This is a genomic window from Pseudomonas sp. MM213 (genome assembly GCF_020423045.1).
Classification (GTDB): domain Bacteria; phylum Pseudomonadota; class Gammaproteobacteria; order Pseudomonadales; family Pseudomonadaceae; genus Aquipseudomonas; species Aquipseudomonas migulae.
Genome location: NZ_CP081943.1, coordinates 6,368,156 through 6,393,023, shown reverse-complemented (window position 1 = coordinate 6,393,023; position 24,868 = coordinate 6,368,156). Strand labels below are relative to the sequence as shown.

Below are 24,868 nucleotides of genomic sequence, written 5' to 3'. Positions count from 1 at the left end.
ACCGCGCTCATTCAGACAGCCCGCGTTATCGTTGACGTCCATCGCCAGCAAGCTGGCTCCTACAATTTTGAATTGTGTGAACCCAATCACCGTGTAGGAGCCGGCTTGCTGCGGGCGGCGTTCCGACGATGGCGGTGGGTCAGTCGACGTTTGCATTGGCTGGACGGACGCTATCGCCAGCAAGCCGGCTCCTACAGGGGATCGGTGTACATGTCCGGAATGAGTGGGCACAGCAGGGAAGCAGAACACGTACGCTTGAAGAGCCAGGTCGGCTTTCAGGCCGCCTCGGCGGCTGTGGCGGTAGTCGCCCCCTCGAGAGGCCGAGCGCAGGTTCTGCGCAGTGGGCAACCCGGCATGGATGCCGGGTTAGCCGCCCCCGGCCAGGGATGGCCGATGGCGGCGGGCCCACGGAGCAGGACCGGAGCGAGGGCATGCCGAGCCTAGGCGAGGCACCGAACGAAAGGGGCAAGAGCCCTTTGGTTACTTTGGGGCTTTTCCAAAGTGACTCGCTGTAAAAGCGAAACCATAAGCCGCCGTTACCGCAGCAACGGATATGCCCCCCCAATCGCAATAGACCCCAGGGATCAACCCGGCAACCAAGCCTCAGCCCAATAATTCAGATTACTACCCTGCAACATATAGTCACGCAGCACTTCCTCGCGCAGCGCATCACCCATGCGGTAACTCGCATCCGGGTCAGCCAGGTGCATACGAATTGCCTCAAGCCATTCCTCGGTACTGTTACTCACCACCTTGGTACACGGCAGATAACCGCGATAAGCCTCAGTGTCCGTACAGATCACCGGATAACCGCACGCGCCATATTCCAGCAGTCGCAAGTTGCTCTTGCAGTCGTTGAAGATATGAAACTCCAGCGGCGCCAAAGCCAGATCAAGGTTCAGGCTCGCCAGTTTGGCAGGGTAAGCCTGCAAGCCAACGGCGGGATGGAACTCATGCACGAAAGGCTTGAGCGCCGGCGGGCACATGCCGAAGAACACCCATTCCACTTCATCCGCCAGCAGGCGAACGACATCGGCAATGATCGCCAGATCCCCATCGTGACTGGTGCCTCCGCCCCAACCGACCCTCGGCTTGCGCGACGTACGTCGCTGGCTGCTCAGACCGGTCCACAGATACGGAGCGAGCATGTTCGGCACCACGCGAATATCGTCATGCATGCCTTTGAGGGTATCGGCCAGCGGTTGGGTCGACACCACCACCCGGTCGCACAACCCAACTGCACGCCGCACGATTTGTTCAACGCCAACCATGGCCTTGCGCACGTGAGCGTTTTTCTTCGGAACGTCGATGACATAATCGTCGAGCTCGAAGATCCGGAAAGCCCTGGAGCTGTTTTTGACCCGCTCCACTTCATTCACCGCGCCCTCACTGTAGCGCCCTTGCAGGATGATGACGTCCGGCGACTGGCGCTCCAGCTCAATGTCCGAAGGCGTATGGTAAGAAAGATTACCAAGCACTTGACCCGCGGCTTCCAGCTCCAGAAACGGCTGGGTGACACGGTAATGGCCTACGGCGGTCTCGTTGATCGGGATCGCCAGCACCCGTGGCAGCATGTGACGGGCGAACGGATTCCAGTCGCTCTTGTAACCCGGTTCAAGGCTGAAATTATTGGTGCTCAGGCTCAGGTTGACGTTGTACGCCGGATCTCTTGCGATGATCGGCAGCCAGCGCTGATAAAACCGCTTCTGCTCAGCCAGCAGATCTGACACCACCGGCCCGCTCTCCGCCTCGGCAGCCACGTGGACCGACTCGGCATACGGCGTCCAGACCACCAGATAGCCCTTCTGCTTCACACGCAGACAGAAATCAGGGCCGCCGAGCCTCTGGGAAAAGGCCTGCTCGTCAAACCCCTGAAGCTCATCGAACACCTGCTTGCGGACCAGCAGGCACTCGGTTCTCACAGCACTTAAATTCTGCACCGCCTGCTGGCGCTGCATATACCCCGGAGCGGTCATCACCTCCCCGCGCCAAGGTACGCCGACAGGGCCGCGCATCCCCAGCACCAGGGCCGAACCTTCGATACGCCCCTGAGGGCTGACCATTCGGCCACCGACGACGCCCACCTCCGGACGCAAGCCGTGATTCAGCAGCTCCCCAAGCCAGTCACGATTGACGATCAGGCTGTCCGGGCTGAGCAACAGCACATACTCGCCACGTGCCTGAGCAACGGCGAAGTTCTGCGCCGCTGCCGGGTTATCGGGGTAATCGCAATGCAGCACGCGCAGTTTTTCACCGCCCATTTGCGACATGGCGGCCAGCCAGTCACGCGCCTCGATCGAGGTGCTTGCGTTGTCGACGATCAACAATTCGTAGTGAGCATAGGCCGTGTGCTCCAGCACACTTTCGATGCAACGCTCAAGCCGACCGAGCTGATCCTGGGCCACCACCACAATGGACACCAGCGGCTGAACGCCATGCTGGTAGTCAATTCGATTGATGAGCGGCACGTTGCCCGGCCGCACCTCGTGTGCCGCACCGATACGATCAAGGTGCGCAGTCAGTACACGGGAGTTCTGCTCGATAACCTGCGGCAGAGCGAGCCATTGCGCCAGGCCGAACGAGGATTCGACCAGCACTTGGGCGACATGCTCCACGACATGCGGGCCGTGGTTTTCAACGAGGCGCCAGACCAGATCATGAGGGCTGAGCTCAGAGAAATCCGGGGTAAAACCACCCGCGGCTACAAAGCCTTGACGCTGGATGGCCAGTGTCCGCCCGACATAGGGATAACTGCGCAGCAGGTCCAGATTGAAATCGGGCTTGAGGATCGGCTCGACCGACACGTCATTGCGCAAGCCGCCTTCATCGGTATAGATACACAGCGCGTCGGTACTCTCGACCATCCGCTCGGCCAAAAGCAGCAAGGCCAGTTCATTCAGGCGATCACCGGCCCGCAGCAGATAGAACCAGTCCGCACTGTCGGCCTGCATCAGGCCATTGAGTTGCTCAAGCCCGTCGCCTTGCAAGGCCACACGAATAACGTTGCCCGCAAGGGCACTGGTGCGATTTTCACCCGAGAGCACCAACACCCTTTCGGCGCCATAGACCTGCCGTTCGATGCTCTCCAATGTGACGCCCAGTGCCGCATCGTCAGCGTCGGCATCCATCACCACCGGCACAATTCGCGGCTGCCATGCCCACGAGGCAAGGCGCGCAGGCAACAGGCGCTGCTGGGCCGGGTTCAGTGTGCGACACGCCAGCCATTGCTGGTACACATCAGCAAAGCAGTCACAGTTTTCACCCACCCGCGAACGGAGCAACGTCGAGGTAAAGCCCAGGGAACGACCCAGCGCCATTTCTTCCCAGTCATACGGCTCACCGAGGGCGGCGCTGGCCAGATCGATAAAGCGAACATGCCCCGGCGCAGGTGCCGGCTCGCCGCTGCGCACCGACAGCATTTGGGTCAGCCAACCGAGCTCGACCACCACGGCCTGCTCGACCTCCAGTTGATTGCTCAGGCGCGCCGGGTGCAAGCGTTCGAAGCTGAGCACCTGTGCGATAACCGCCAGATTGCCACGACGCAACAGGCAGACAAACAAGGCGAAATCGAGACGGGCGACAAACCCTTCGCCGACCTGGGTCAACGCGGGCAGATACTCCAGCACCTGATGAGTGCGCATCAGCGCGCCACTCAAATTGCTGAGAAAGTTCAGGGCCGAGCTTTCCAGCACATCCAGCAGGTCTTCACCCTTGAACAGCGTATCCCCCGAGACAAAGCTGGAGTTCTCCAGGCGCTCAGGAAGCAGAAGGTAATCGCCGTCGCAATACTGACGCAGGGCAATCACCAGATTCACATCGTCATGATCAATGAAACCCTGCACCTGGCGGGCAATGCTCTCAGGCAGCAGTTGATCGTCATCACAGAGAAGCTTGAGGTACTCCCCGGTTGCCTGCTCGGCGCAGGCCATCAGATTCCCCTTGAACCCCAGGCGTTGTTCATTGCGCACATAACGCAATGTCACGGTTGGCGGCACTGTGCAGGCCTGGACCAGCTCATGGATTTCGTCGCTGTCGCTGTCGTCACACACGATCACTTCAAGCGACGCGTAGGTCTGGTTCAGCGCACTTTGCAGCGCTGCCTTAAAGTACAGCGGGTTGTAGGCGGGAATGGCGATGCTGACAAGAGGAGCTGGTTTCACGGCAGGGGAACTCGCGAGCGGTGGGCGCTCACTCTGGAACGAGTGGAGCAGCCCTGAACCGCTGAAAAATGACGGTTTGCACTCGGGTGTATTGAACCTTCGCGCCTATGGCGCGAAGGCCTTGACTCAGACTTTGTTGAACAACCCCAACTGAGCGATTTTGCTGAACGCCAGTTGCGAGGCTTGCAGCATGGTTTGCTGCAAGGTCAGGCGGGTCATCACTGTGGCCGGGTCCGAATCACGGATCGCGCCCTGGGTCTGCGTGTTGGCCAGCACCAGGCTCTGGTTGATATCGGTCTGAGTCGTCAGCGACGCACCGCGACCACCCACGGAGCTGAGGCCCGAGGTCAACTGGTCAATGCCACTGGTCAGGTTACCGATACCGGAACCAATGGCCGCGTTGAGTGCTTGAATGGCCTGCGGATTGTTGTTGGTCGGCGTCGACAGCGCGGTTTTCAGCTGGGCGACCGTGTCCAGAACGTTCTGCGTCTGGTGAGTGTTGACCGTGACGGAGAACTGGTCACCAGCCTGCATCGACGGTGCGCCGCTCAGCGTAAAATCGACACCCGATGCGGTGGCGACGTTGCCCGCCAGAACACCGCTGGAAACCGGCTTGCTGCTCGCGGTCAGAGGCGCTGCATACAAGTCGAAAGCCGTGGCGCTGGTGAACTTGAGAACGGCCCCGCCTTCCGGAAAGCTGGCGTGGTAGGCGGCACTGTTGGAGATGCTCGTATTGGTGACGACATCGCTGGACAGGTTGCCAGGGGCACGGGTCGCATTGAAGCTGTCTGGCTTGGCCGCCAGGGTGAAGCTGTAGGCATTGGGGGCCGGAGGCGCCGGGAACACGGTCGCCGGAACGTCGCCAGTCTTCATGTTGATGTTCAACTTCAGGTCAACGCCACGGAAGTTGATTGTCTGTGTGGCGGCACCACCGGAGGAGCTGAACACGCCATTGCCAGAAGCTTCGGCCGTGACGTCATTACCCAGCGAATCGCGGATTTCCAGCTGCGTAGGGCTGAGGAAATTCACGGTGTAGGGTTCGCCGCCACGGAATTTGGCGTTGTAGGTCACGTCCGAATTCACCTGACCATTGGACAGCACCACACGACCGCCATCGACGGCCGGCGTCGGCGTGGTCATGGTGGACTGTGTGCGACTGGTGTTGATGGCTTGCTGGAACACAGCCCAACCGGTGCTGTTGGTGGCCATCGACTGAGTGTCGCCAATCGGCAGGTCCAGCGTGACCTGATCACCGTTATAGCTGTAGGTGCCGTCGGTATTACGCGAGAACGGAACGGTATCGCCCTTGGAGCCGGAGAAAATGTATTTGCCGTTTTCGTCCTTGGTGTTCATCAGGCTCAACAGCTGTTCTTCGATCTGGCTGAGTTCCGAAGCGTTGGCCTGGCGGTCGGAATCGGTATAACCGGCGTTGCCGGCACCCAGGGCCAGTTCCTTGGCGCGTTGCAGCACGTTGCCGATACTGGTCATGACGGCTTCAGTCTGGCCAAGCGTGGCTTTGATCGTCGTCATGTTGTTGTTGAACTGATCGAGCATCGAAGCCTGCTGGCCTAGTTGCAGCAGGCGCGAGGCGCCGACCGGATCATCGGCGGCGGTGTTGACGCGAACCAGGCTGCTCGCCTCTTCGCTGCTCTTGACCACGTTGGCGAAGTTCTTCGAATAGTTGGCAGCCGAGGACTCGTAAAACTGGGCGGTAGAAATGCGCATGGGCTACGACTCCTTAAAGACTGTTGATCAGTGTGCTGAAGATTTCCTGCGCAGCCTTGATGATCTGCGAAGACGCGGTGTAGTACTGCTGATATTTGACCAGGTTGCCGGTTTCCTCATCGAGGTCGACACCCGAGAGCGAGTCGCGCGCGCCCTTGGCATTCGCCAGAATGGCCTCGGTCGCCGCGCTGTCGAGCTTGCCCTGTGCAGCCTTGGAACCCACGCCCTCGACCAGTTTGCCGTAAGCGTCGTTCAGGGAAATGCCTTTGCTGGCCGAACCGGTGTCCACGGTCTTCGCGGTCTGCAAGCCAGCCAGTGCGGTGCCGTTTCGGTTGTCCAGGCTGCCCGGCTGAGTGAGCGAGACGTTGATCGCCGCGCCGCTGCTTGGGGCACCGGCGATGGTCATGCTGAAGGCCGCGGCGTACTGAGTCGCGGGCGGAGCCGGGATCGGTGCACCCGCGGCATCCGTGAGCGGAATGCTCAGGTTCAGGGTATTGGTCTCACCTGGCTTGATGGTACCGCCGCTGATCAGCGCGCCCTTGGCATCCAGGAACTGGTAGGTCTGGCTGGTGCCATCGGCGGACACCGCACCAAATACCACCTTGGTCGGCGTGGAGTTTTTCAGGCCGTTCTGCATCGCGGTGGTGGTCGCCGCGTCGTAGATGTCGAACTTGGTGGTCAGGGTCGGTTGACCGCTGGCCGGGATCGTCAGGGTGCCGCTGCCACTGCCGCTCGCTGCAATCGCCGCGCCCAGCGGTGCCGCGATGGCCAGACGCTTGGAGTCGGTCATCTCGGTCTTGATGTTCGCCGCAGCATCGCGGGTCGGGGTGATCCTGAAGGTGTCGCCCGCCGTGGCAGAAGCCGCGTTGAACTTCATCTCGACGCCGTCGATGACCGGTGCCGTTGCCGGCGCTACCGTGCTGAAGGAGCCCATCGGCGTGTTGTCCGGCAGGCGCTGCACGGTGTAATCGGTCGCGGTGGTGAACGTGACCTTGTAATCGTTGATGGTCAGCTTGCCAGTGTCCTTGATGCTCACATCAAAGTTACCGGTGCCCACGTTGTTCAGGCTGGCGACGCTGCGTTCAGAGACCAGCTTGGCCGAGTTGATGTTATTGAACAGGTTCGAACCGAAGGCGCCGTTCTTGTCGATGCCCTGGGCCTGAAGGCTGTTCATCTGGTCGGCGACGACCAGGGCCACACGACCCAATTCGTTCATGGCCGGGTCCAGCACGGTGCTGCGATAACGCAGCAACCCGCCGATTTCGCCGCCGGTCATGATCGCGGTGATATCAATGGTGCTCGAACCGCGATTGAGTTGCAGCGACAAGCGGCCCGGATCGTCTTTGCCCGGTACCACTTCAAGTTTGTTGACCGTATTACCCATGACCAGCGGCTGACCGCTGCCCAGGTAAATGTCGAGATTGCCTTCACGCTCCACCACCTGCGCACCGGTGAAGGTCGCCAGCTGGCGCACGGTTTCGTTACGGGCGTCGAGCAGCTCGTTCGGCATGCCGCCGGAACTGGAAACCTCGGAGATCTTCTGGTTCAACTGCGCCACGGTAGCGGCCAGCTTGTTGACCTGATCCGCCATGTTCGTCAGGTTGCCGTTGATATTGGCATTCTGCTGGGTCAACTGCGCGGAGACCGAGTTGAAACGGTTGCTCAAGGCCTGGGCATCGCTGAGCAGCAACTGGCGGGACGCGTCGTCACCGGGTTTGGCGTTGACGTTCTGCACCGAGGCAAAAAACTTGGTCAGTGCGCCGTTCAGGCCGGTGCTGGTGTCGGAGAGCAATTTGTCCAGCGGCGTGACCTGATTCAGGTAGGCGGCCGAATCGCTGTTGAGCGAGGTGGTGGTCTGCAACTGCGCATCGAGGTAGCTGTTGTACACGCGACGCACATCGGCCAGGGTCGTGCCGGTGCCGATGTAGACATTGCCGAACTGCTGCGAGGCCTTGGTGCCCTGCACTGTTTGCTGGCGCGAGTACCCGGCGGTGTCGACGTTGGCAATGTTGTTGCCGGTGGTCATCAACGAGGATTGGCCAGCGGCCAGACCCGACATCCCGATATTGAGCAAACTCATGGTTCGACCTTAATCCTTGTGCCTATAAAGGCGTGGTGGAAACGCCCGCCGCAGCGTAGTTCTGGTAACTCGTCATCTGCTTGGCTATCTGCGAAATCTTGCTCGCGTAGTCCGGGTCGGTTGCGTAACCGGCCTTTTGCAACTCGCGTACAAACTGTTCTGGGTTATCGGCCGACTTCACGACATCTTGATAGCGATTGTTGGTTTGCAACAAAGTCACAAGGTCATGGAAGCTGTCCTTGTAAGAGCCATAGGAACGGAACTCGGCCGTCTCCTTGACCATCGCGCCATTTCTGAATTCGCTGGTGATCGCCCGCGCCGAATCGCCCTTCCAGCTGCTGCTGGCCTTGATGCCGAACAGGTTGTGGCTGCTGCTGCCATCCTGTGCGCGCATGACCGATTTGCCCCAGCCGGTTTCCAGCGCCGCTTGAGCCACCAGGTAACGCGGATCGACGCCGATGCGCTCGGCGGCTTCCTTGGCCATCGGCAACATGGTGTTGACGAACTGGTCGGCAGAACTGAAGGCTTTTTTCGCCGGTGCCAACGGTATCTGAGCGATGGCACGACCATGAATCTGCAAGCCGGCGTTCGCTGATGCTTGCGCAGTCGCCAGCCAGTCACCATTGAACAAAGGCCCCGAACCGGTCGGCGTGTTGCGCTCTGCCAATCGAGTGTTATTGAGCGGCGCGGCGGCCGTCGTCGCCGAAGGCACCAGGCCCGCCAGCAAGCGGTCAGCCAGCTTCGGTGGCAACGCCAGGCGCCGCTGATTGATCAGCGCCATGTCGTTGCGATGTGCGCCCTCGCCTGCCGCCTGTGGAGCGCTGATCGAGCGCGAAGCCCACAACGGACGCTGGCCATTGACTCGCGACAGCGGCCCGTTGGTCCCGACCGTGCCCGCCGCCACCGGCGTCTGCACCGCCGCTTTTGCCGCTTCCTGCTTGGCCGCCGACAGCGTTGCCGCTTCGCCCGGCGCCAATGGTTTGTTCTTCGACATCTGGCGCATCAGCACGTCCGCCAGACCAATACCACCGCCCTCGCGGGACATGGAGACGGCCAACTGCTGGTCGTACATTTCCTGGTACTGCTTGGCCGCCGGCGTGTTGAGCGGGTTGCCCTCGGCCAGCGTGTCGGTCGCCTTGCGCATGGACTTGAGCATTTCACCGAGGAACAGCGACTCGAATTCCTGCGCCACCTTGCGCAGGTTTTCGTCACTGTTCTTGTCGCCGACCTTGAGCTGATTCAGACGATTGAGGTCCGAATAGGACCCCGAATCGGCGCTGCTGACCAGACCACTCTTGTGCATATCCATGGTCGCCGGCCTCAGATCACGATCAGGTCGGCTTGCAACGCGCCGGCCTGTTTCAGTGCTTCAAGGATTGCCATCAAGTCGCCTGGCGCCGCGCCGACCTGGTTCACCGCACGCACGATCTCGTCGAGGGTGGTGCCCGGGCCGAACTTGAACATCGGCTTGGCTTCCTGCTGGGCGTTGACCCGCGAGCGCGGCACAACAGCGGTCTGACCATTGGACAGAGGGCCGGGCTGGCTGACGATCGGGTCTTCGGTGATGGTCACGGTCAGGCTGCCGTGAGTCACGGCGGCCGGGGACACCTTGACGTTCTGACCGATCACGATGGTGCCGGTGCGGGAGTTGATGATGACTTTCGCCACCGCCTGACCCGGATCGACTTCAAGGTTCTCGATGATCGACAGATAGTCGACGCGCTGGCTCGGATCCAGCGGCGCACTGACGCGAATCGAACCGCCGTCGATGGCCTGGGCAACGCCAGGGCCGAGCATGTCGTTGATCTTGTCGACGATGCGCTTGGCGGTGGTGAAGTCGGAGCGGTTGAGGTTCAACGTCAGGCTGTTACCCTGGTTGAAACCGCTCGGCACCGAACGCTCGACCGACGCACCACCAGGGATGCGACCGGCCGACGGAACGTTGACGGTGATCTTCGAACCGTCGCGACCTTCAGCATCAAAACCGCCGACGACCAGGTTGCCCTGGGCGACCGCGTAAACGTTGCCGTCGATACCCTTGAGCGGCGTCAGCAGCAAGGTGCCGCCACGCAGGCTCTTGGAGTTACCGATGGAAGACACGGTAATGTCCACCTGCTGACCCGGTTTGGCGAAGGCCGGCAAGTCGGCACTGATCGATACCGCCGCGACGTTCTTCAACTGCACGTTGCCCGAGCCGGGCGGCACCTTGATGCCGAACTGCGAGAGCATGTTGTTGAAGGTTTGCAGGGTGAACGGCGTCTGCGTCGTCTGGTCGCCGGTACCGTTGAGCCCGACCACCAGGCCGTAGCCGATCAATTGGTTGGAACGTACGCCGGAAATACTGGCGATATCCTTCAGCCGCTCAGCCTGAGCACCAAAGGCTGCGGACATCAGGAACGCAGCCACCATCAGGTGTTTGAAATTCAACGTGACCACCTAGAAAGGGAACAGCGGGCTGAGGAAGAAACGGTCGAACCAGCCTGGCTGACTCGCATCGGCAAACGAACCGGTGCCCGAATAGGTGATGCGTGCATCGGCGATGCGCGTTGACGAAACCGTGTTGTCGGTCGCGATGTCATCGGCCCGGACCAGGCCGGCGATCCGTACCAGCTCATCACCGGTATTGAGGGTCATCCACTTCTCGCCGCGCACGGCAATGATGCCGTTGGGCAAGACGTCGGCGACGGTCACGGTGATCGAACCGGTCAGGCTGTTGCCCTGCCCGGCCTTGCTGTCGCCCTTGGTCGCGCGGTCGCCGCTGTAACTCGCATTCAGTGTCAGATCAGTGTCACTGAATGGGTTGTTAGTGTTGGGCACCACACCGAACAACGACGTCAGGCCAATGCCGGCCTTGCTGTTCTTGGCCACTTGCGAGTTGGCGTTTTTACTGGCCTGGGTTTTTTCGTTCAGGGTGATGGTGATGATGTCACCGACCCGGAACGCCTTGCGGTCGCTGTACAGGTTCTGTTCGAAACCGGCCTGGTAGATCGAGCCGTTGTTCGCGGCAGCCGGCAATGGCGTACGCGGCAACACCGGGGCGTAGTAAGGGTCATTGGGCTTGGGCGTCGGACCGACGCAACCCGCCAGCGCGACGACGCCACTCAGTGCCAGGACAGATACAAAGCGATTCATGACCCTACCTCACGGTGTTGCAGGCGGCCTCATGACCGCCTCATAGACTTGATTACAGATTCTGCGTTACGAACGAGAGCATCTGGTCGGCGGTGGAGATCACCTTGGAGTTCATCTCGTAGGCGCGCTGAGTGGTGATCATGTTGACCATCTCTTCAACGGTGCTGACGTTGGAAGTTTCCAGGGTGTTCTGCAGCGTGGTACCGAAACCGGCCAGGCCTGGCGTGCCGACTTGCGGCGCGCCGCTGGCGGCGGTTTCCAGGAACAGGTTGTTACCCACCGCTTGCAGGCCGGCCGGGTTGATGAAGTCGGCGGTTTGCAGGTTGCCGATCACCTGGGATGCCGGGTTGCCGGCAATGGTGATGGACACGGTGCCGTCGCGACCGACCGTGAAGGTCTGGGCGTCGTTCGGAATGACAATGGCCGGCTCGAGGGCGAAGCCGCTGGCGTTCACGATCTGACCGTTGGAGTCGAGGTGGAAGGTACCGTCACGGGTGTAGGACGTGGTGCCGTCCGGTTGCAGGATCTGGAAGAAACCGCGACCGTCGATGGCCATGTCCAACGGCTGCTCGGTGGTTTGCAGGCTACCGGCGTTGAAGTTTTTCTGGGTGCCGACAATGCGCACACCGGTACCCAATTGCAGACCCGACGGCAGTTCGCTGTCCTGGGTCGACTGGGCGCCTGGCTGGCGTTTGATCTGGTACAGCAGGTCCTGGAACTCGGCGCGGTCACGTTTGAAACCCGTGGTCGACACGTTCGCCAGGTTGTTGGAAATGGTGGTCAGGTTGGTGTCCTGGGCGGACAGACCTGTTTTGGCAACCCATAGAGCCGGAAGCATTCGATTCTCCTCGTGCGCCTGTTTTACGGCGCGACGTTCTGATAATTAGCTGATCTGCAAGACCCGAGCCATGGCCTGGTCATCGTCTTTGGCGGTGTTCATCATCTTGATGTGCAGCTCGAACTGCTTGGCCAGCGCCAGCACCGAAGTCATCTCTTCCACGGCATTGACGTTGCTCGACTCCAGGAACCCGGACACCAGTTTGACGTTGGCATCGGCTTGCGCCGGCTTGCCATCCTTGGTGTGGATCGAACCGTCCAGGCCTTTGGTCATGTTCTTGAAATCCGGGTTGACCAGCTTGATGCGGTCGACTTCAGCCATCACGCGAGGGCCTTCGCCCATCGCACGAATGCTGACGGTGCCGTCTTCGCCCACTTCGATTTGCTGCTCGGGCGGCACGGAAATCGGCCCGCCATTGCCCATCACCGGCATGCCGTTGCCGGCCCGCAACACGCCCAGAGCGTCAACGTTCAGGCTGCCGGTGCGCACGTAGCTTTCACCGCCGTCGGGGTTCTGCACCGCGAGCCAGCCGTTGCCCTGCACCGCGACGTCGAGGTCGCGACCGGTTTGTACCAGAGAGCCCGCGGAGAAGTCGGTGGCCGGACGTTCGGACATCGCAAACGCACGCGCCGGAAAGCTGTCACCGAACACCGGCATCGAACGCGCCTGCTCCAGGTCTTTCTGGAAGCCGTTGGTGGAGATGTTCGCCAGGTTGTTCGCATGAGCCTTCTGCGCCAGTGCATTCTGGCTGGCGCCGGTCATTGCCACATAAAGGTACTTGTCCACACTCTTTCCTCTGCATGCCGGACGTTTGCCGCCCACCGCTGTACTGCTGAGCGATAAGCAATTTGCAGACCAACTTTTTTCTGGCGGCGCGGAGCCCGGCAAACAAAGGACTTGGGGCGTTCAGGGGGGAAATGGGGGAATGTGTCAAAGACGAAAAACCGGCGGTGTTATGCCGGTAAGTGGCAAGGCTTGACCTTGAGGCTGAACAGGATACCGCTATCGCGAGCAGGGCTCGCTCCTACATTTGGAATGCAATCCCCTGTAGGAGCGAGCCCTGCTCGCGATGGGGCCAAAACAAACACAGCAAACGCCAGCTAGGACTCAGTCTTGCCGACTTCATACTCACGCAACTTATTGGCAATGGTGGTATGCGAAACCCCCAACCGCTTGCCCAGTTGCCGACTGCTCGGATGCTCCGAATACAAACGCTCCAGCACCGCTTTTTCAAAACGCCCGACAATCTCATCCAACCCACCCTCAAGCGAAAAATCGCCAAGCGGCTGACGCACGCCATAATCCGGCAGGCGAATATGCTCTGCCTTGACCGTCCCGCCCTCGCATAACGAAACCGCCTGAAACAGCACGTTCTCCAACTGCCGAACGTTGCCCGGCCAATGATAGTGACTGAGCCGCTCCATGGCCGCCGGCGCCAGCTTCGGCAGCGCACAACCGATCTGCCGACTGGCCTGATCAAGGAAGTGCTCCACCAGCGGCGTCAAACCATCCAGGCATTCGCGCAGTGGCGGGATATGCAGCGAAAGCACGTTCAAGCGGTGATACAAATCCTGGCGAAACTCGCCACGAGCGCACAGTTCCGACAGGTCGACCTGCGTTGCACAGATCACTCGCACATCGAGGTAAACCTCTTCATCACTGCCTACACGACGGAAGCAACCGTCCTGCAGGAATCTGAGTAATTTCACCTGCAAGCGCGGGCTCATTTCCCCCACGCCATCGAGAAACAGCGTACCGCCCGCCGTCAGCTCCAACAGCCCGAGCTTGCCTTCGGCACGGGCGCCTTCGAACGCGCCGGGGCCGTAGCCGAACAGTTCAGTCTCGGCCATGGACTCCGGCAGGCCGGCGCAATTGAGCGCCATCAGCGGCGACTGCCCCCGAGGGCTCGCCAGGTGGCAGGCGCGTGCCAGCAGTTCCTTGCCGGTGCCGGTTTCGCCTTCTATCAATAGCGGCGCATCCAGCGGTGCCATGCGCCGGGCCTCACGCACCACTGCCGCCATCACTTTCGAGCTTTGGAAGATGCTGTCGAACCCGCGCAACTCCTGTTTGCGCACGTTGTAAATGCGCTCCCCTACCCGGTCGGCACGGTGCAGCGTCAGCACCGCGCCGGCCATGGCCTCGCTGTCGTCATGCTCCGATTGCAGCGGCGCGATGTCGGCCAGAAACACGTCACCCTTGACCTTGACTCGCAGCCCGTTGATCCGCGACTTGTTGGCGCGCACCAGTTCCGGCAAATCGAAATCCTCGGCGTAACGCGACAAGGGAATCCCCGGCACCTCATCGACACGCACGCCGAGCAACTGCGCCGCCGCGCGGTTAGCCGCGACAATCGAGCCGCCCATGTCGATCGACAACACCGGAAATTCCAGGGCACCGAGCAAAGCATTGAGTTCCATGTGCCGACGCTCGCTCGGCATGAGGCCTACACGCTTGACGCCAAAGACCCCGGCAATCGACTCGAATTTCGGACGCAATGCCTGGAACTGAATATTGATCAGGTTCGGGCAATGCAGGTAGATCGCGTTGCCATGCTCGCCACCCACTTCACCGCGAGCAACGTTGATCCCGTACTCGACCAGCAAATTGAGAATGTCGCGCAGGATGCCGATGCGGTTCTGGCAGTGGACTTTGATACGCATATAAGGCCCGAAGGTAAATTAAGGCAATGAGATCGCTCCCTGTAGGAGCTGGCTTGCCGGCGATGGCGTCCTTGAGAACGCTATCGCCGGCAAGCCGGCTCCTACCTACAGCGGCTTACCAATCAATCGAGGCCCACAAGGGAAATATTTCTCTGGGTGCGCTCAGATAGTCGTCAAGATTATGTGACACCTGTGAGCCATTTCAAACCCGAAAAACTCATGCGCAGCGCCACAGTCGCCAATCCGTAACGAAAAGTTTACGAAAACCAACGAATTTTCCTACATGCGACGGCTTACACGTGCTGCAACATCGCAATTCCTGAGGTATTTCTAAGTCCATAGCAGGACATAACAAGAACGAAATCCCCTAGCAGGAGAGCAGCATGAAGCAGACGCAGTACGTGGCTCGCGAGCCCGATGCGCAAGGTTTTATCGACTACCCCGCCGAAGAACACGCGGTGTGGAACACGCTGATCACTCGCCAACTGAAAGTGATCGAAGGGCGTGCGTGCCAGGAATACCTGGACGGTATCGAAAAACTCGGTCTGCCCCACGACCGCATTCCGCAACTCGGCGAAATCAACAAAGTCCTCGGTGAAACCACCGGCTGGCAGGTTGCCCGAGTACCCGCACTGATTCCTTTCCAGACCTTCTTTGAATTACTGGCCAACAAACAGTTTCCGGTGGCGACGTTTATTCGTACCCGCGAAGAGCTGGATTACCTGCAAGAGCCGGACATTTTCCACGAGATCTTTGGTCACTGCCCGCTGCTGACCAACCCTTGGTTCGCCGAATTCACCCACACCTACGGCAAACTCGGCCTGAAGGCTTCCAAGGAAGAACGCGTGTACCTGGCGCGCTTGTACTGGATGACCATCGAGTTCGGCCTGGTCGATACCCCTCAAGGCCAGCGCATTTACGGCGGCGGCATTCTTTCCTCACCGAAAGAAACCGTTTACAGCCTGTCGAACGAACCTGAGCATCAGGCCTTCGACCCGTTGGAATGCATGCGCACGCCTTACCGCATCGACATCCTGCAACCGCTGTATTTCGTCCTGCCGAACCTCAAGCGTCTGTTCGACCTCGCCCACGAAGACATCATGGGCATGGTCAAGCAAGGCATGCAGCTGGGCTTGCACGCACCGAAATTTCCGCCAAAAGCCGCGTGATCCGCAGCTTTTAGAATCAAGTGAGCCTGTCAGGAATCGACGCTTTGGTTTAGCGTGGTTGCACTGACGGCCGATTTCCAATCATTCGAATTCAGGAACACATCATGTCCACATTGAACCAAGCCCATTGCGAAGCCTGCCGCGCCGACGCCCCTCAGGTCAGCGACGAAGAGCTGCCGGTACTGATCAAGCAAATCCCGGACTGGAACATCGAAGTCCGCGACAGCGTCATGCAGCTGGAAAAGGTTTTCCTGTTCAAGAACTTCAAGCACGCGCTGGCGTTCACCAACGCCGTCGGTGAAATCTCCGAGGCTGAAGGTCACCACCCGGGCCTGCTGACCGAATGGGGCAAAGTCACCGTGACCTGGTGGAGCCACTCCATCAAAGGCCTGCACCGCAACGATTTCATCATGGCCGCGCGCACTGACGAAGTGGCCAAGGACGCCGAGGGCCGCAAATAATGCATTTCGACGCCATAGGTCGAGTACCCGGCGACCCGATTCTCGGCCTGATGGAGGCCTATGCGCAGGACCCCAACCCGCGCAAATTCGACCTTGGCGTGGGCGTCTATAAAGACGCCTTTGGCCTGACGCCGATTCCACAGGCCGTGAAGCTTGCGGAGCAGCGCCTGGTGGATCGCCAGACCACCAAGACCTACATCGGCGGTCACGGCGAACCGGCGTTCGGCAAAGCCATCAACGAGTTGGTGCTCGGCGCCGATTCTGCGCTGATCGCCGAACAACGCGCCGGAGCCACCCAGACGCCGGGCGGTACCGGTGCGTTGCGCTTGAGCGCGGACTTCATCGCCCAGTGCCTGCCGGGCCGTGGCGTGTGGTTGAGCAACCCGACCTGGCCGATTCACGAAACCATTTTCGCCACGGCCGGGGTCAAGGTTAATCACTACCCTTATGTCGGCAGCGACAACCGCCTCGATGTTGAAGCGATGCTGGCAGCACTCAACGAAGCCCCTGAGGGCGATGTGGTTTTGCTGCACGCTTGCTGCCACAACCCGACCGGTTTCGATCTGTCCCATGACGACTGGCGCCGGGTACTGGAAGTGGTGCGCAGTCGCAATCTGGTGCCGCTGATCGACTTCGCCTATCAGGGTTTCGGCGACGGACTGGAGCAGGATGCGTGGTCGACCCGGTTGTTCGCTGCCGAACTGCCGGAAGTGTTGATCACCAGCTCCTGCTCGAAGAACTTCGGCCTGTACCGCGACCGCACGGGTGCGCTGATTGTCTGCGCGAAGACGGCTGACAAACTGGTGGATATCCGCAGCCAACTGGCCAATATCGCCCGTAACTTGTGGTCGACGCCACCGGATCACGGTGCTGCCGTCGTGGCAACGATCCTCGGCGATCCAGAGCTGAAAAGCCTCTGGGCCGACGAAGTGGAAGCCATGCGTTTGCGTATCGCCCAACTGCGCAGCGGTCTGGTCGAGGCACTGGAGCCTCATGGTTTGCGCGAGCGCTTTGCGCACATTGGTGTGCAACGCGGGATGTTTTCCTACACCGGATTGACGCCTGACCAGGTTAAACAGTTGCGTGATCATCACAGCGTTTACATGGTCGGTACCGGCCGGGCGAACGTGGCGGGGATTGATGCGACGCGTCTTGATCTGCTGGCCGAAGCCATCGCCAAAGTCTGCAAGTAATCTCAAGAACTCTGTAGTTCCCTTGTGGGAGCGAGCCTGCTCGCGATGGTGTATCAGACGAAGCTGTTTTGACTGACACACCATCGCGAGCAGGCTCGCTCCCACACTTGCTTTTCACCACCCATACAAACCTGTCTAGACAAGCCCATCCGTCGTAACAATTGGATATAAAAGTCTGATTGTCATTTCTCCTGCTGTATCCTGCCCAGGCTTTGTAAAAGCGCGGATCTACCAGATCTATCAACAGACTTTGCGAGGAGCGCGAAACATGCACGAGATCCCTAATCTCCCCTTCCCAAGCCTGCACGAAACTGAGCAGACACCCACGCAGCAAGCCGGCGCCCAACAGCCCGAGCCGAAAGAAGCCACTGAACGCCGCCAGGCCGACAGCGAAGACTGAAACACCCGCAATGCCAGACCGTGTGGAAAGCGCTAACATGCGCTTTCCACACCGCCTGAACCCTTGAGTTGCACACCATGACCGATGACTTTAGCGAGACCCAGGCCAGCGTTCTGATCGGCACCGCCGAGAAGATGATCGAGATCTGGAATCGCCTCTCCCCCGAGAAACAAGCCGCATTGCTCGCCCGTTTCGGCAGCGAAGAAAATGCTCTGGCCGCCCTGGTCACGACGCAACTGGTCGCCCCCGCCAAACCCTGATTCGCCCCCACCCGGCAAATAGTTTTACTTTTCCACGCCCTGCGGCCTCTCTCGCCGCTATCATAAGCAGCCTATCTATCCTGCTTTCCCGTGGACCTTTACCCATGTCTGAAAACCAGCGCCCCCTGGCGGTCACGCTGCAAGTCGTTTCCATCGTCCTGTTTACTTTTATCGGCTACCTCAACATCGGCATTCCCCTGGCCGTATTGCCCGGCTACGTCCACAGCGATCTGGGTTTCGGTGCCGTAGTCGCCGGCCTGGTGATCAGCGTGCAATACCTGGCCACCCTGCTCAGCCGTCCATACGCCGGGAAAATCATTGATAACAAGGGCAGCAAACTGGCGGTCATGTATGGCCTCGCCGGTTGCGGTCTGAGCGGCGTATTCATGCTGATTTCGGCCTGGACCCAAAGCCTGCCGATGCTGAGCCTGATCAGCCTGTTGATCGGCCGTCTGGTGCTCGGCAGCGCGGAAAGCCTGGTGGGCTCGGGTTCGATCGGCTGGGGCATCGGCCGGGTCGGCGCGGCGAACACCGCCAAAGTGATCTCGTGGAACGGCATCGCCAGTTATGGCGCACTGGCCGTCGGCGCACCGCTTGGCGTGTTGCTGGTCAGTCAGTTGGGCTTGTGGAGCATGGGCGTGAGCATCGTGTTGCTGGCCGTGCTGGGCCTGGCGCTGGCCTGGCCGAAAACCGCCGCGCCCATCGTGGCCGGGGAACGATTGCCGTTCATGCATGTGCTCGGTCGAGTGCTGCCGCACGGTTGCGGCCTGGCGCTGGGCTCGATCGGCTTCGGCACCATCGCCACCTTCATCACCTTGTATTACGCCACGCAACACTGGGACAACGCGGTGTTGTGCCTGAGCCTGTTTGGCGCGAGCTTCATCGGCGCACGGCTGTTGTTCGGCAACCTGATCAACCGTCTCGGTGGTTTTCGCGTGGCGATTGCCTGTCTGTCGGTGGAAACCCTGGGGCTGTTGCTGCTGTGGCTGGCACCGGATGCTCATTGGGCCTTGGCCGGCGCGGCGCTGAGCGGTTTCGGTTTTTCCCTGGTGTTCCCGGCGCTGGGCGTGGAAGCGGTCAATCTGGTGCCAGCGTCCAGCCGTGGCGCTGCGGTTGGCGCGTATTCGCTGTTCATCGATTTGTCGCTGGGGATTACCGGACCGTTGGCGGGCGCAATTGCCGCCGGATTCGGTTTTGCTTCGATCTTCCTGTTCGCCGCAATCGCCGCTTTGAGCGGTTTGGCACTGAGCGTTTACCTGTACAGGCAAGCGCCCAAGTATCGTGAAGAACGAGACGCCCGCTAGAAATCGACCTTGCCGCGCCCGGCCTTGATGCTGCCGCGCTTGGTCTTGGATTCGAGCCGACGCTTCTTCGAGCCGGGGGTCGGCTTGGTCGGACGGCGTTTCTTTTCGACCTTGGTGGCGCTGAGGATCAACTCGGTCAGCCGCTCCAGCGCATCGGCGCGATTGGCCTCCTGCGTGCGGTATTGCTGGGCCTTGATGATCAACACGCCGTCGCTGGTGATGCGGCTGTCACGCAGCGCCAGCAGCCGCTCCTTGTAGAACTCGGGCAAGGACGAGGCCGGAATGTCGAAGCGCAGGTGCACGGCACTGGAGACCTTGTTGACGTTCTGCCCACCGGCGCCCTGGGCGCGGATGGCCGTCAATTCGATCTCGGCATCCGGCAGATGCACGTTGTTGGAAATCACCAGCATGGAAAAGCGTCCGTATTCAGAGTGCGCAGGATACCTTGATTAGCACCGTCCCTGTGGGAGCCAGCCTGCTGGCGATGAGGCCGTGTTAGTCGACATCATCATTGCCTGACCTGCCGCTATCGCGAGCAGGCTCGCTCCCACAGGTGTTTTGTGTGTACCCCAGAAACAACAAACCCGGCACATGGCCGGGTTTGTTGTGTCTGCGCGCTGCGTTATTTCATTGCAGCCTGCAACGTTTGTTGAGCACTGCGCTTGTTCTTGATGCCGTAGCAAATCCACATGAACACGACCCACACCGGAATCGCGTACACCGAAACCTGAATGCCCGGGATCAACAGCATCACGCCAAGGATGAACACCACGAACGCCAGGCAGATGTAGTTTCCGTACGGATACCACAGGGCCTTGAACAGCGGCGTCTGCTTGGTCTTGTTCATGTGCTGGCGGAACTTGAAGTGCGAATAGCTGATCATCGCCCAGTTGATCACCAACGTGGCCACCACCAGCGACATCAACAGTTCCAGCGCGTTTTGCGGGATCAGGTAGTTCAACAGCACCGCAATCAGCGTCACCGCCGCCGAAGCGAGGATCGAACGCACCGGCACGCCGCGCTTGTCGATCTTCGCCAGGGCTTTCGGCGCATCGCCCTGCTCGGCCATGCCCAGCAGCATGCGGCTGTTGCAGTAGGTGCCGCTGTTGTACACCGACAACGCCGCGGTCAGCACCACGAAGTTGAGGATGTGCGCGGCGGTGTTGCTGCCGAGCATCGAGAACACTTGCACGAACGGGCTGCCGCTATAGGAATCGCCGGAGGCGTTCAGGGTCGCCAGCAGGCTGTCCCATGGCGTCAACGACAGCAGGATGACCAGTGCGCCGATGTAGAAAATCAGGATCCGGTAGATCACCTGGTTGATCGCTTTCGGGATCACGGTTTTCGGTTTGTCCGCTTCTGCTGCGGTGAAGCCGAGCATTTCCAGGCCACCGAAGCTGAACATGATGATCGCCATGGCCATCACCAGACCACTGACGCCATTCGGGAAGAAACCACCGTGGGACCACAGGTTGGTCACCGACGCTTCCGGTCCGCCGTGCCCGCTGACCAGCAAGTAGCTGCCCAGGGCAATCATGCCGACGATCGCTACAACCTTGATGATCGCGAACCAGAACTCCGCCTCGCCGAAGACTTTGACGTTGGCCAGGTTAATGAGGTTGATCAGCACGAAGAACCCGGCTGCCGAGACCCAGGTCGGGATCTCCGGTGCCCAGTAGTGGATGTATTTGCCGACGGCGGTCAGCTCCGACATGCCCACCAGAATGTACAGGATCCAGCAGTTCCAGCCCGACAGAAAACCGGCGAAACCGCCCCAGTATTTGTGCGCGAAGTGGCTGAAGGAACCGGCCACCGGCTCTTCGACGATCATTTCGCCGAGCTGGCGCATGATCATGAAGGCAATGAAGCCGCAGATGGCGTAGCCGAGGATCATCGACGGGCCAGCGGATTTCAGTACACCGGCCGAGCCGAGGAACAGGCCGGTACCAATCGCGCCACCGAGGGCGATCAGTTGAATATGACGATTCTTCAGGCCGCGTTTCAGCTCGCCTGAATGCGAGTTTTGTCCACTCATGAAAAGGGTCTCACGCAAGGTTTGATGATGTTCAATAGACGTTGCTGCTCGGTTGCGACTTTAAGCAGCGCCGATCAAACCCCAGCGCAGGCACCAGGAGTTCAGCGTATTTACAACGGTCATGCGTCACCTGTTTGTTTTTATCTGTGACGAAATCGAACCCGACACGCTCGTGACGCGGCGGAGTGAACAAGGCGGATAGCCTTGAGGTTTGCGCAGGTGCGCAGGAGGTCACAGGTAAAACGCGGCGCATTGTACACCGCTAACCCCCTGCTGCCAGACACCGCTGGATCAGCGCGTCGGTTGCCGGGATTGCCTGTGTCCGCCCCGAGGGTTTCGGGCGGCTGCAAAAAGAGAGTCAGACCTTTGCGGGTCGTCGGCGTGAGCGATAGGAAAACCGCCCCACGGGGAGAGATAGAGATGAGTCACGGCGTACATTGCGCCTCCTTTTTGTTATGCACCTGCACGACAGGCATGGGGCGCATGACACCCTTCTGGAGCCGCTGAAACAAGCGGGCCAGAGAGCTGAAAAAGGTCTAAAGGCTCATAGAGCGGAAGAAATTTCTTACGGTTATCGCCGGAGGGTGGTTTCGCGAGGCCAATCGGCAGAAATCGTCAGGTTTTCTTTACGAGGCGTAACACCTATTTTCCACGCTGACTTTGGCAGTGCTCCCACTGACGCCTTCGCGGGCAAGCCTCGCTCCTACAGGTTCGGTGCCGTTTCCGCGAGCCGCGATACCTGTAGGAGCGAGGCTTGCCCGCGAAGAGGCCCTCAAAAACAACACCGGGCAAAAACCGGGCAAAAAAAACGCCAACCCGAAGGTTGGCGTTTTTCATCTGCCGCTCAGCCCTTACTCAGGCTTGCGACGACCGAAGCCCGGACGCTGGCCCGAACCGGCTGGAGCGCCGCGGCGCTTGCCCGATGGTTTGTCACCCTCGACCAGCTTGATCCCCGGACGTTTTGGCGCTGGCTTGGCCGGGCGCTTGGTGTCCGAAGGACGATCCGCCACTGGCGTACCGCGACCAGACTCACCACGACCCGCAGGGGCACCGCGGCCTTCGCCACGTTCAGTGCGACCGTTGGCCGGACGCGGCGTGCGTGGACCACGCTCGCCGTCGGCGCGTGGCGCTGCTGGCTTGCGGGCTGGACGCTCGCCTTCGATATGCGGTTCACGGGTATCGCGCGGTGTAGCAGCGGACTGGTTACCGATGGCAGGACGCAACGAACGCACGCGCTCGGTCTTGCCCATCGGACGCGACGATTTACGCTGCATACGGTCGAGCTTGTCTTTGCTCTTGGCATTCATCTGCGGCATGGCCACAGGCGTCAGACCCACTTCCGCACTCAGAATGTCGACTTCGTACTGGCTCATTTCGCGCCAGCGACCCATCGGCAGGTCGGAGTTGAGGAACACCGGGCCGAAACGCACGCGCTTCAGACGGCTGACCACCAGGCCCTGGGATTCCCACAGACGACGAACTTCGCGGTTGCGACCTTCCATCACCACGCAGTGGTACCAGTGGTTGAAACCTTCGCCACCTGGCGCTTGCTTGATGTCGGTGAACTTGGCCGGGCCGTCTTCAAGGACGACGCCTGCCTTCAGACGCTCGATCATCTCGTCATCGACTTCGCCACGCACACGTACCGCGTATTCACGGTCCATTTCGTAGGAAGGGTGCATCAGGCGGTTGGCCAGTTCACCGTCGGTGGTGAACATCAGCAGGCCGGTGGTGTTGATGTCCAGACGACCGATGTTGATCCAGCGACCTTCTTTGGGCCGTGGCATCTTGTCGAAAACGGTTGGGCGGCCTTCCGGGTCAAGGCGGGTGCAGATTTCACCGTCGGGCTTGTTGTACATGATCACGCGGCGTACCGACTCGGCGGCTTCTTCGCGCTTGATCACCTTGCCATCGATGGTGATGGCGTCGTGCATGTCGACGCGCTGCCCGAGGGTGGCGTCTTTGCCGTTGACCTTGATGCGGCCGTGGCTGATCCAGGCTTCTACGTCACGGCGCGAGCCGACGCCGATACGGGCGAGGACTTTCTGCAGTTTCTCGCCTGCTGGGCCGATTTCCTGGTCGTCTTTCTGGTCGTTGATACTCATCTGGGCACCTCCCGGTGTGGTCTGTTCAGGCTTTGCCTGAAGAGTTGAAAGCTTGTACTTGGGCGAAGGGATCGCCGAAGGGTCGCGAATCATACGCTCATGTCGGCGTTTGCGCATCAGAGACTAGCTGATGAATGGCCAGTTACCTGGATTTCCGCCGACCGGTGGTACCGAGTTTGATCAGACGCAGCGCTGTTTCGGTGAGGACTGGGCAGACGCTGATGCAGGGGGCTTTCCAACGCAACCTTGTAGGAGCCGGCTTGCTGGCGATGGCCGTGGGTCAGCCAATACATTTATTGACTGAACCACCGCCATCGCCAGCAAGCCGGCTCCTACAAGGGGCTCATCGTCTACGAGATTTGGGTCAGTCTTCGAACTCGCGGCGTTCGGCTTCGATGGCTTCGGCGAGGGCCCGGGCTTCGGCTTCTTCGTCGGACAACTCGGGTTCGGGCTCGGGTTTCGGCTGTTCGAGCGCGGCGACGGCGGCCAGGAGCTTTTCGCGCGCCTCAGCCACACCGAGCACATCATCTTCCCGTTCTTCTTCGACGGTGGCTTCTGGTTCGACTTGAAGTTCAGCCTCAATGACCGCTTCCGGCTGCGCCAAAACCTCTTCGGTCACGCTCATCTCGCCATCACGCAAAATGTCATCGAAGTCGGTCTTGAGCCCCTCCTCCATGGTGTCCAGCTCCAGCAACAACGTATGGAAGCTGGTTTCTTCCTTCGGCTCTTCCGGCTCGGCGCTGGCGTCCGCCAGTTCCTGCAAACCGGCTGGCACGGGCGCATCGTCGAAGTCGAGCACCGGGTCAGGCTCCAGCTCGCGCAGTTCCGCGAGCGGCGGCAGATCGTCAAGATTCTTCAGGTTGAAATGATCGAGAAACGCCTTCGTCGTCGCAAACATCGCCGGTTTACCGGGCACGTCGCGATAACCGACGATGCGAATCCACTCCCGTTCCAGCAACGTCTTGACGATGTGACTGTTGACCGCCACGCCCCGCACGTCTTCGATCTCGCCCCGGGTGATCGGCTGGCGATAGGCAATCAGGGCCATGGTTTCGAGCATGGCACGGGAATACCGCTGCGGGCGCTCTTCCCACAAACGCCCGACCCATGGCGAGAATTTTTCGCGGATCTGCAGGCGATAGCCGGAGGCGACTTCCTTCAGCTCGAACGCTCGGCCATCGCAGGACTTGGCCAGAATCGCCAAGGCTTTCTTGAAGACCGGCGGTTCCGGCCGCTCGCCCTCCTCAAAGAGTTCGAACAGGCGTTCAAGCGATTGCGGTTTTCCCGAGGCCAACAGAAAGGCTTCAAGCAATGGCGCCAGCTCGCGGGGTTCAGTCAGGTTCATG

19 protein-coding genes are annotated in these 24,868 nt (G+C 60.2%); 6 read left to right on the top strand and 13 right to left on the bottom strand.

The features are described 5' to 3' along the window. Nucleotides 1-584: 584 nt before the first annotated feature. From K5R88_RS29080 to K5R88_RS29040, 9 genes are all read right to left on the bottom strand, one after another. Nucleotides 585-4,160 (bottom strand): glycosyltransferase, encoded by a 3,576-nt coding sequence (locus K5R88_RS29080; protein ID WP_226298810.1) that lies wholly within the window; start codon nt 4,158-4,160, stop codon nt 585-587. A 126-nt stretch (nt 4,161-4,286) separates the two neighbouring features. After that, a complete protein-coding gene (locus tag K5R88_RS29075; protein ID WP_008042676.1) occupies nt 4,287-5,885 on the bottom strand; it encodes a flagellar hook-associated protein 3 in 1,599 nt (532 codons plus the stop codon). A gap of 13 nt (nt 5,886-5,898) precedes the next feature. Beyond that, complete coding sequence (gene flgK / locus K5R88_RS29070) at nt 5,899-7,965, bottom strand: flagellar hook-associated protein FlgK (RefSeq protein ID WP_008042677.1); 2,067 nt, start codon at nt 7,963-7,965, stop codon at nt 5,899-5,901. Nucleotides 7,966-7,987: 22 nt separating this feature from the next. Continuing rightward, nucleotides 7,988-9,274: a flagellar assembly peptidoglycan hydrolase FlgJ gene (gene flgJ, locus K5R88_RS29065; RefSeq protein WP_226298809.1), complete on the bottom strand. Its 1,287-nt coding sequence runs from the start codon at nt 9,272-9,274 to the stop codon at nt 7,988-7,990. Between the two features lie 11 nt (nt 9,275-9,285). Beyond that, a complete protein-coding gene (locus K5R88_RS29060) occupies nt 9,286-10,374 on the bottom strand; it encodes a flagellar basal body P-ring protein FlgI (protein ID WP_223449658.1) in 1,089 nt (362 codons plus the stop codon). A 27-nt stretch (nt 10,375-10,401) separates the two neighbouring features. Then, nucleotides 10,402-11,097 carry a flagellar basal body L-ring protein FlgH gene (gene flgH, locus K5R88_RS29055; protein ID WP_223449654.1) on the bottom strand — a complete coding sequence of 232 codons (696 nt, stop codon included), beginning with the start codon at nt 11,095-11,097 and terminating at the stop codon, nt 10,402-10,404. A 52-nt stretch (nt 11,098-11,149) separates the two neighbouring features. Then, the gene (gene flgG / locus K5R88_RS29050; RefSeq protein WP_017337155.1) at nt 11,150-11,935 is read right to left on the bottom strand and encodes a flagellar basal-body rod protein FlgG; all 786 of its coding nucleotides are present in this window, start codon (nt 11,933-11,935) and stop codon (nt 11,150-11,152) included. Between the two features lie 45 nt (nt 11,936-11,980). Then, on the bottom strand, nt 11,981-12,721 hold the full coding sequence (locus tag K5R88_RS29045) for a flagellar basal body rod protein FlgF (RefSeq protein WP_223416456.1): 741 nt from the start codon (nt 12,719-12,721) through the stop codon (nt 11,981-11,983). Nucleotides 12,722-13,035: 314 nt separating this feature from the next. Beyond that, on the bottom strand, nt 13,036-14,595 hold the full coding sequence (locus tag K5R88_RS29040) for a sigma-54-dependent phenylalanine hydroxylase transcriptional regulator PhhR (RefSeq protein ID WP_008030481.1): 1,560 nt from the start codon (nt 14,593-14,595) through the stop codon (nt 13,036-13,038). A gap of 383 nt (nt 14,596-14,978) precedes the next feature. Here K5R88_RS29040 and phhA point away from each other — a divergent pair, with 383 nt between their 5' ends. The 6 genes from phhA (at nt 14,979) to K5R88_RS29015 (ending at nt 19,382) form a co-directional block, all read left to right on the top strand. Further along, on the top strand, nt 14,979-15,764 hold the full coding sequence (phhA, locus tag K5R88_RS29035; protein ID WP_207285382.1) for a phenylalanine 4-monooxygenase: 786 nt from the start codon (nt 14,979-14,981) through the stop codon (nt 15,762-15,764). A 104-nt stretch (nt 15,765-15,868) separates the two neighbouring features. Beyond that, on the top strand, nt 15,869-16,225 hold the full coding sequence (locus K5R88_RS29030; RefSeq protein ID WP_008030478.1) for a 4a-hydroxytetrahydrobiopterin dehydratase: 357 nt from the start codon (nt 15,869-15,871) through the stop codon (nt 16,223-16,225). Continuing rightward, nucleotides 16,225-17,418, top strand: a complete 1,194-nt coding sequence (locus K5R88_RS29025; protein ID WP_008042685.1) for an amino acid aminotransferase — start codon at nt 16,225-16,227, stop codon at nt 17,416-17,418. Before K5R88_RS29030 ends, K5R88_RS29025 begins: the two co-directional genes overlap by 1 nt. A 268-nt stretch (nt 17,419-17,686) precedes the next feature. Beyond that, nucleotides 17,687-17,818 carry a hypothetical protein gene (locus tag K5R88_RS30760; protein WP_008030474.1) on the top strand — a complete coding sequence of 44 codons (132 nt, stop codon included), beginning with the start codon at nt 17,687-17,689 and terminating at the stop codon, nt 17,816-17,818. 77 nt (nt 17,819-17,895) lie between these two features. Next, nucleotides 17,896-18,078 (top strand): hypothetical protein, encoded by a 183-nt coding sequence (locus tag K5R88_RS29020; RefSeq protein ID WP_008030471.1) that lies wholly within the window; start codon nt 17,896-17,898, stop codon nt 18,076-18,078. Between the two features lie 104 nt (nt 18,079-18,182). Beyond that, on the top strand, nt 18,183-19,382 hold the full coding sequence (locus K5R88_RS29015) for an MFS transporter (RefSeq protein ID WP_192226000.1): 1,200 nt from the start codon (nt 18,183-18,185) through the stop codon (nt 19,380-19,382). Here K5R88_RS29015 and arfB read toward each other — a convergent pair. The 4 genes from arfB to scpB all read right to left on the bottom strand — a co-directional run bounded on the left by arfB (nt 19,379) and on the right by scpB (nt 24,867). Next, entirely contained in the window at nt 19,379-19,792 is a 414-nt protein-coding gene (gene arfB / locus K5R88_RS29010) for an alternative ribosome rescue aminoacyl-tRNA hydrolase ArfB (RefSeq protein ID WP_149418675.1), read from the bottom strand. The two genes, K5R88_RS29015 and arfB, sit on opposite strands and share 4 nt — an antisense overlap. Nucleotides 19,793-20,004: 212 nt before the next feature. Continuing rightward, entirely contained in the window at nt 20,005-21,417 is a 1,413-nt protein-coding gene (locus tag K5R88_RS29005) for an amino acid permease (RefSeq protein WP_223449656.1), read from the bottom strand. Nucleotides 21,418-22,268: 851 nt separating this feature from the next. Next, nucleotides 22,269-23,522: a 23S rRNA pseudouridine(2605) synthase RluB gene (gene rluB / locus K5R88_RS29000; RefSeq protein WP_008030465.1), complete on the bottom strand. Its 1,254-nt coding sequence runs from the start codon at nt 23,520-23,522 to the stop codon at nt 22,269-22,271. A gap of 364 nt (nt 23,523-23,886) precedes the next feature. Beyond that, the gene (gene scpB, locus K5R88_RS28995) at nt 23,887-24,867 is read right to left on the bottom strand and encodes an SMC-Scp complex subunit ScpB (protein ID WP_008030463.1); all 981 of its coding nucleotides are present in this window, start codon (nt 24,865-24,867) and stop codon (nt 23,887-23,889) included. Between the last annotated feature and the right edge of the window lies 1 nt (nt 24,868).

What these genes read in the sequence shown, in the direction of transcription:
- K5R88_RS29075 (WP_008042676.1), bottom strand. Translation starts at nt 5,885, where the DNA reads ATGCGCATTTCTACCGCCCAGTTTTACGAGTCCTCGGCTGCCAACTAT.
- flgK (WP_008042677.1), bottom strand. Translation starts at nt 7,965, where the DNA reads ATGAGTTTGCTCAATATCGGGATGTCGGGTCTGGCCGCTGGCCAATCC.
- flgJ (WP_226298809.1), bottom strand. Translation starts at nt 9,274, where the DNA reads ATGGATATGCACAAGAGTGGTCTGGTCAGCAGCGCCGATTCGGGGTCC.
- K5R88_RS29060 (WP_223449658.1), bottom strand. Translation starts at nt 10,374, where the DNA reads ATGGTGGCTGCGTTCCTGATGTCCGCAGCCTTTGGTGCTCAGGCTGAG.
- flgH (WP_223449654.1), bottom strand. Translation starts at nt 11,097, where the DNA reads ATGAATCGCTTTGTATCTGTCCTGGCACTGAGTGGCGTCGTCGCGCTG.
- flgG (WP_017337155.1), bottom strand. Translation starts at nt 11,935, where the DNA reads ATGCTTCCGGCTCTATGGGTTGCCAAAACAGGTCTGTCCGCCCAGGAC.
- K5R88_RS29040 (WP_008030481.1), bottom strand. Translation starts at nt 14,595, where the DNA reads ATGCGTATCAAAGTCCACTGCCAGAACCGCATCGGCATCCTGCGCGAC.
- phhA (WP_207285382.1), top strand. Translation starts at nt 14,979, where the DNA reads ATGAAGCAGACGCAGTACGTGGCTCGCGAGCCCGATGCGCAAGGTTTT.
- K5R88_RS29030 (WP_008030478.1), top strand. Translation starts at nt 15,869, where the DNA reads ATGTCCACATTGAACCAAGCCCATTGCGAAGCCTGCCGCGCCGACGCC.
- K5R88_RS29025 (WP_008042685.1), top strand. Translation starts at nt 16,225, where the DNA reads ATGCATTTCGACGCCATAGGTCGAGTACCCGGCGACCCGATTCTCGGC.
- K5R88_RS30760 (WP_008030474.1), top strand. Translation starts at nt 17,687, where the DNA reads ATGCACGAGATCCCTAATCTCCCCTTCCCAAGCCTGCACGAAACTGAG.
- K5R88_RS29020 (WP_008030471.1), top strand. Translation starts at nt 17,896, where the DNA reads ATGACCGATGACTTTAGCGAGACCCAGGCCAGCGTTCTGATCGGCACC.
- K5R88_RS29015 (WP_192226000.1), top strand. Translation starts at nt 18,183, where the DNA reads ATGTCTGAAAACCAGCGCCCCCTGGCGGTCACGCTGCAAGTCGTTTCC.
- arfB (WP_149418675.1), bottom strand. Translation starts at nt 19,792, where the DNA reads ATGCTGGTGATTTCCAACAACGTGCATCTGCCGGATGCCGAGATCGAA.
- K5R88_RS29005 (WP_223449656.1), bottom strand. Translation starts at nt 21,417, where the DNA reads ATGAGTGGACAAAACTCGCATTCAGGCGAGCTGAAACGCGGCCTGAAG.
- rluB (WP_008030465.1), bottom strand. Translation starts at nt 23,522, where the DNA reads ATGAGTATCAACGACCAGAAAGACGACCAGGAAATCGGCCCAGCAGGC.
- scpB (WP_008030463.1), bottom strand. Translation starts at nt 24,867, where the DNA reads ATGAACCTGACTGAACCCCGCGAGCTGGCGCCATTGCTTGAAGCCTTT.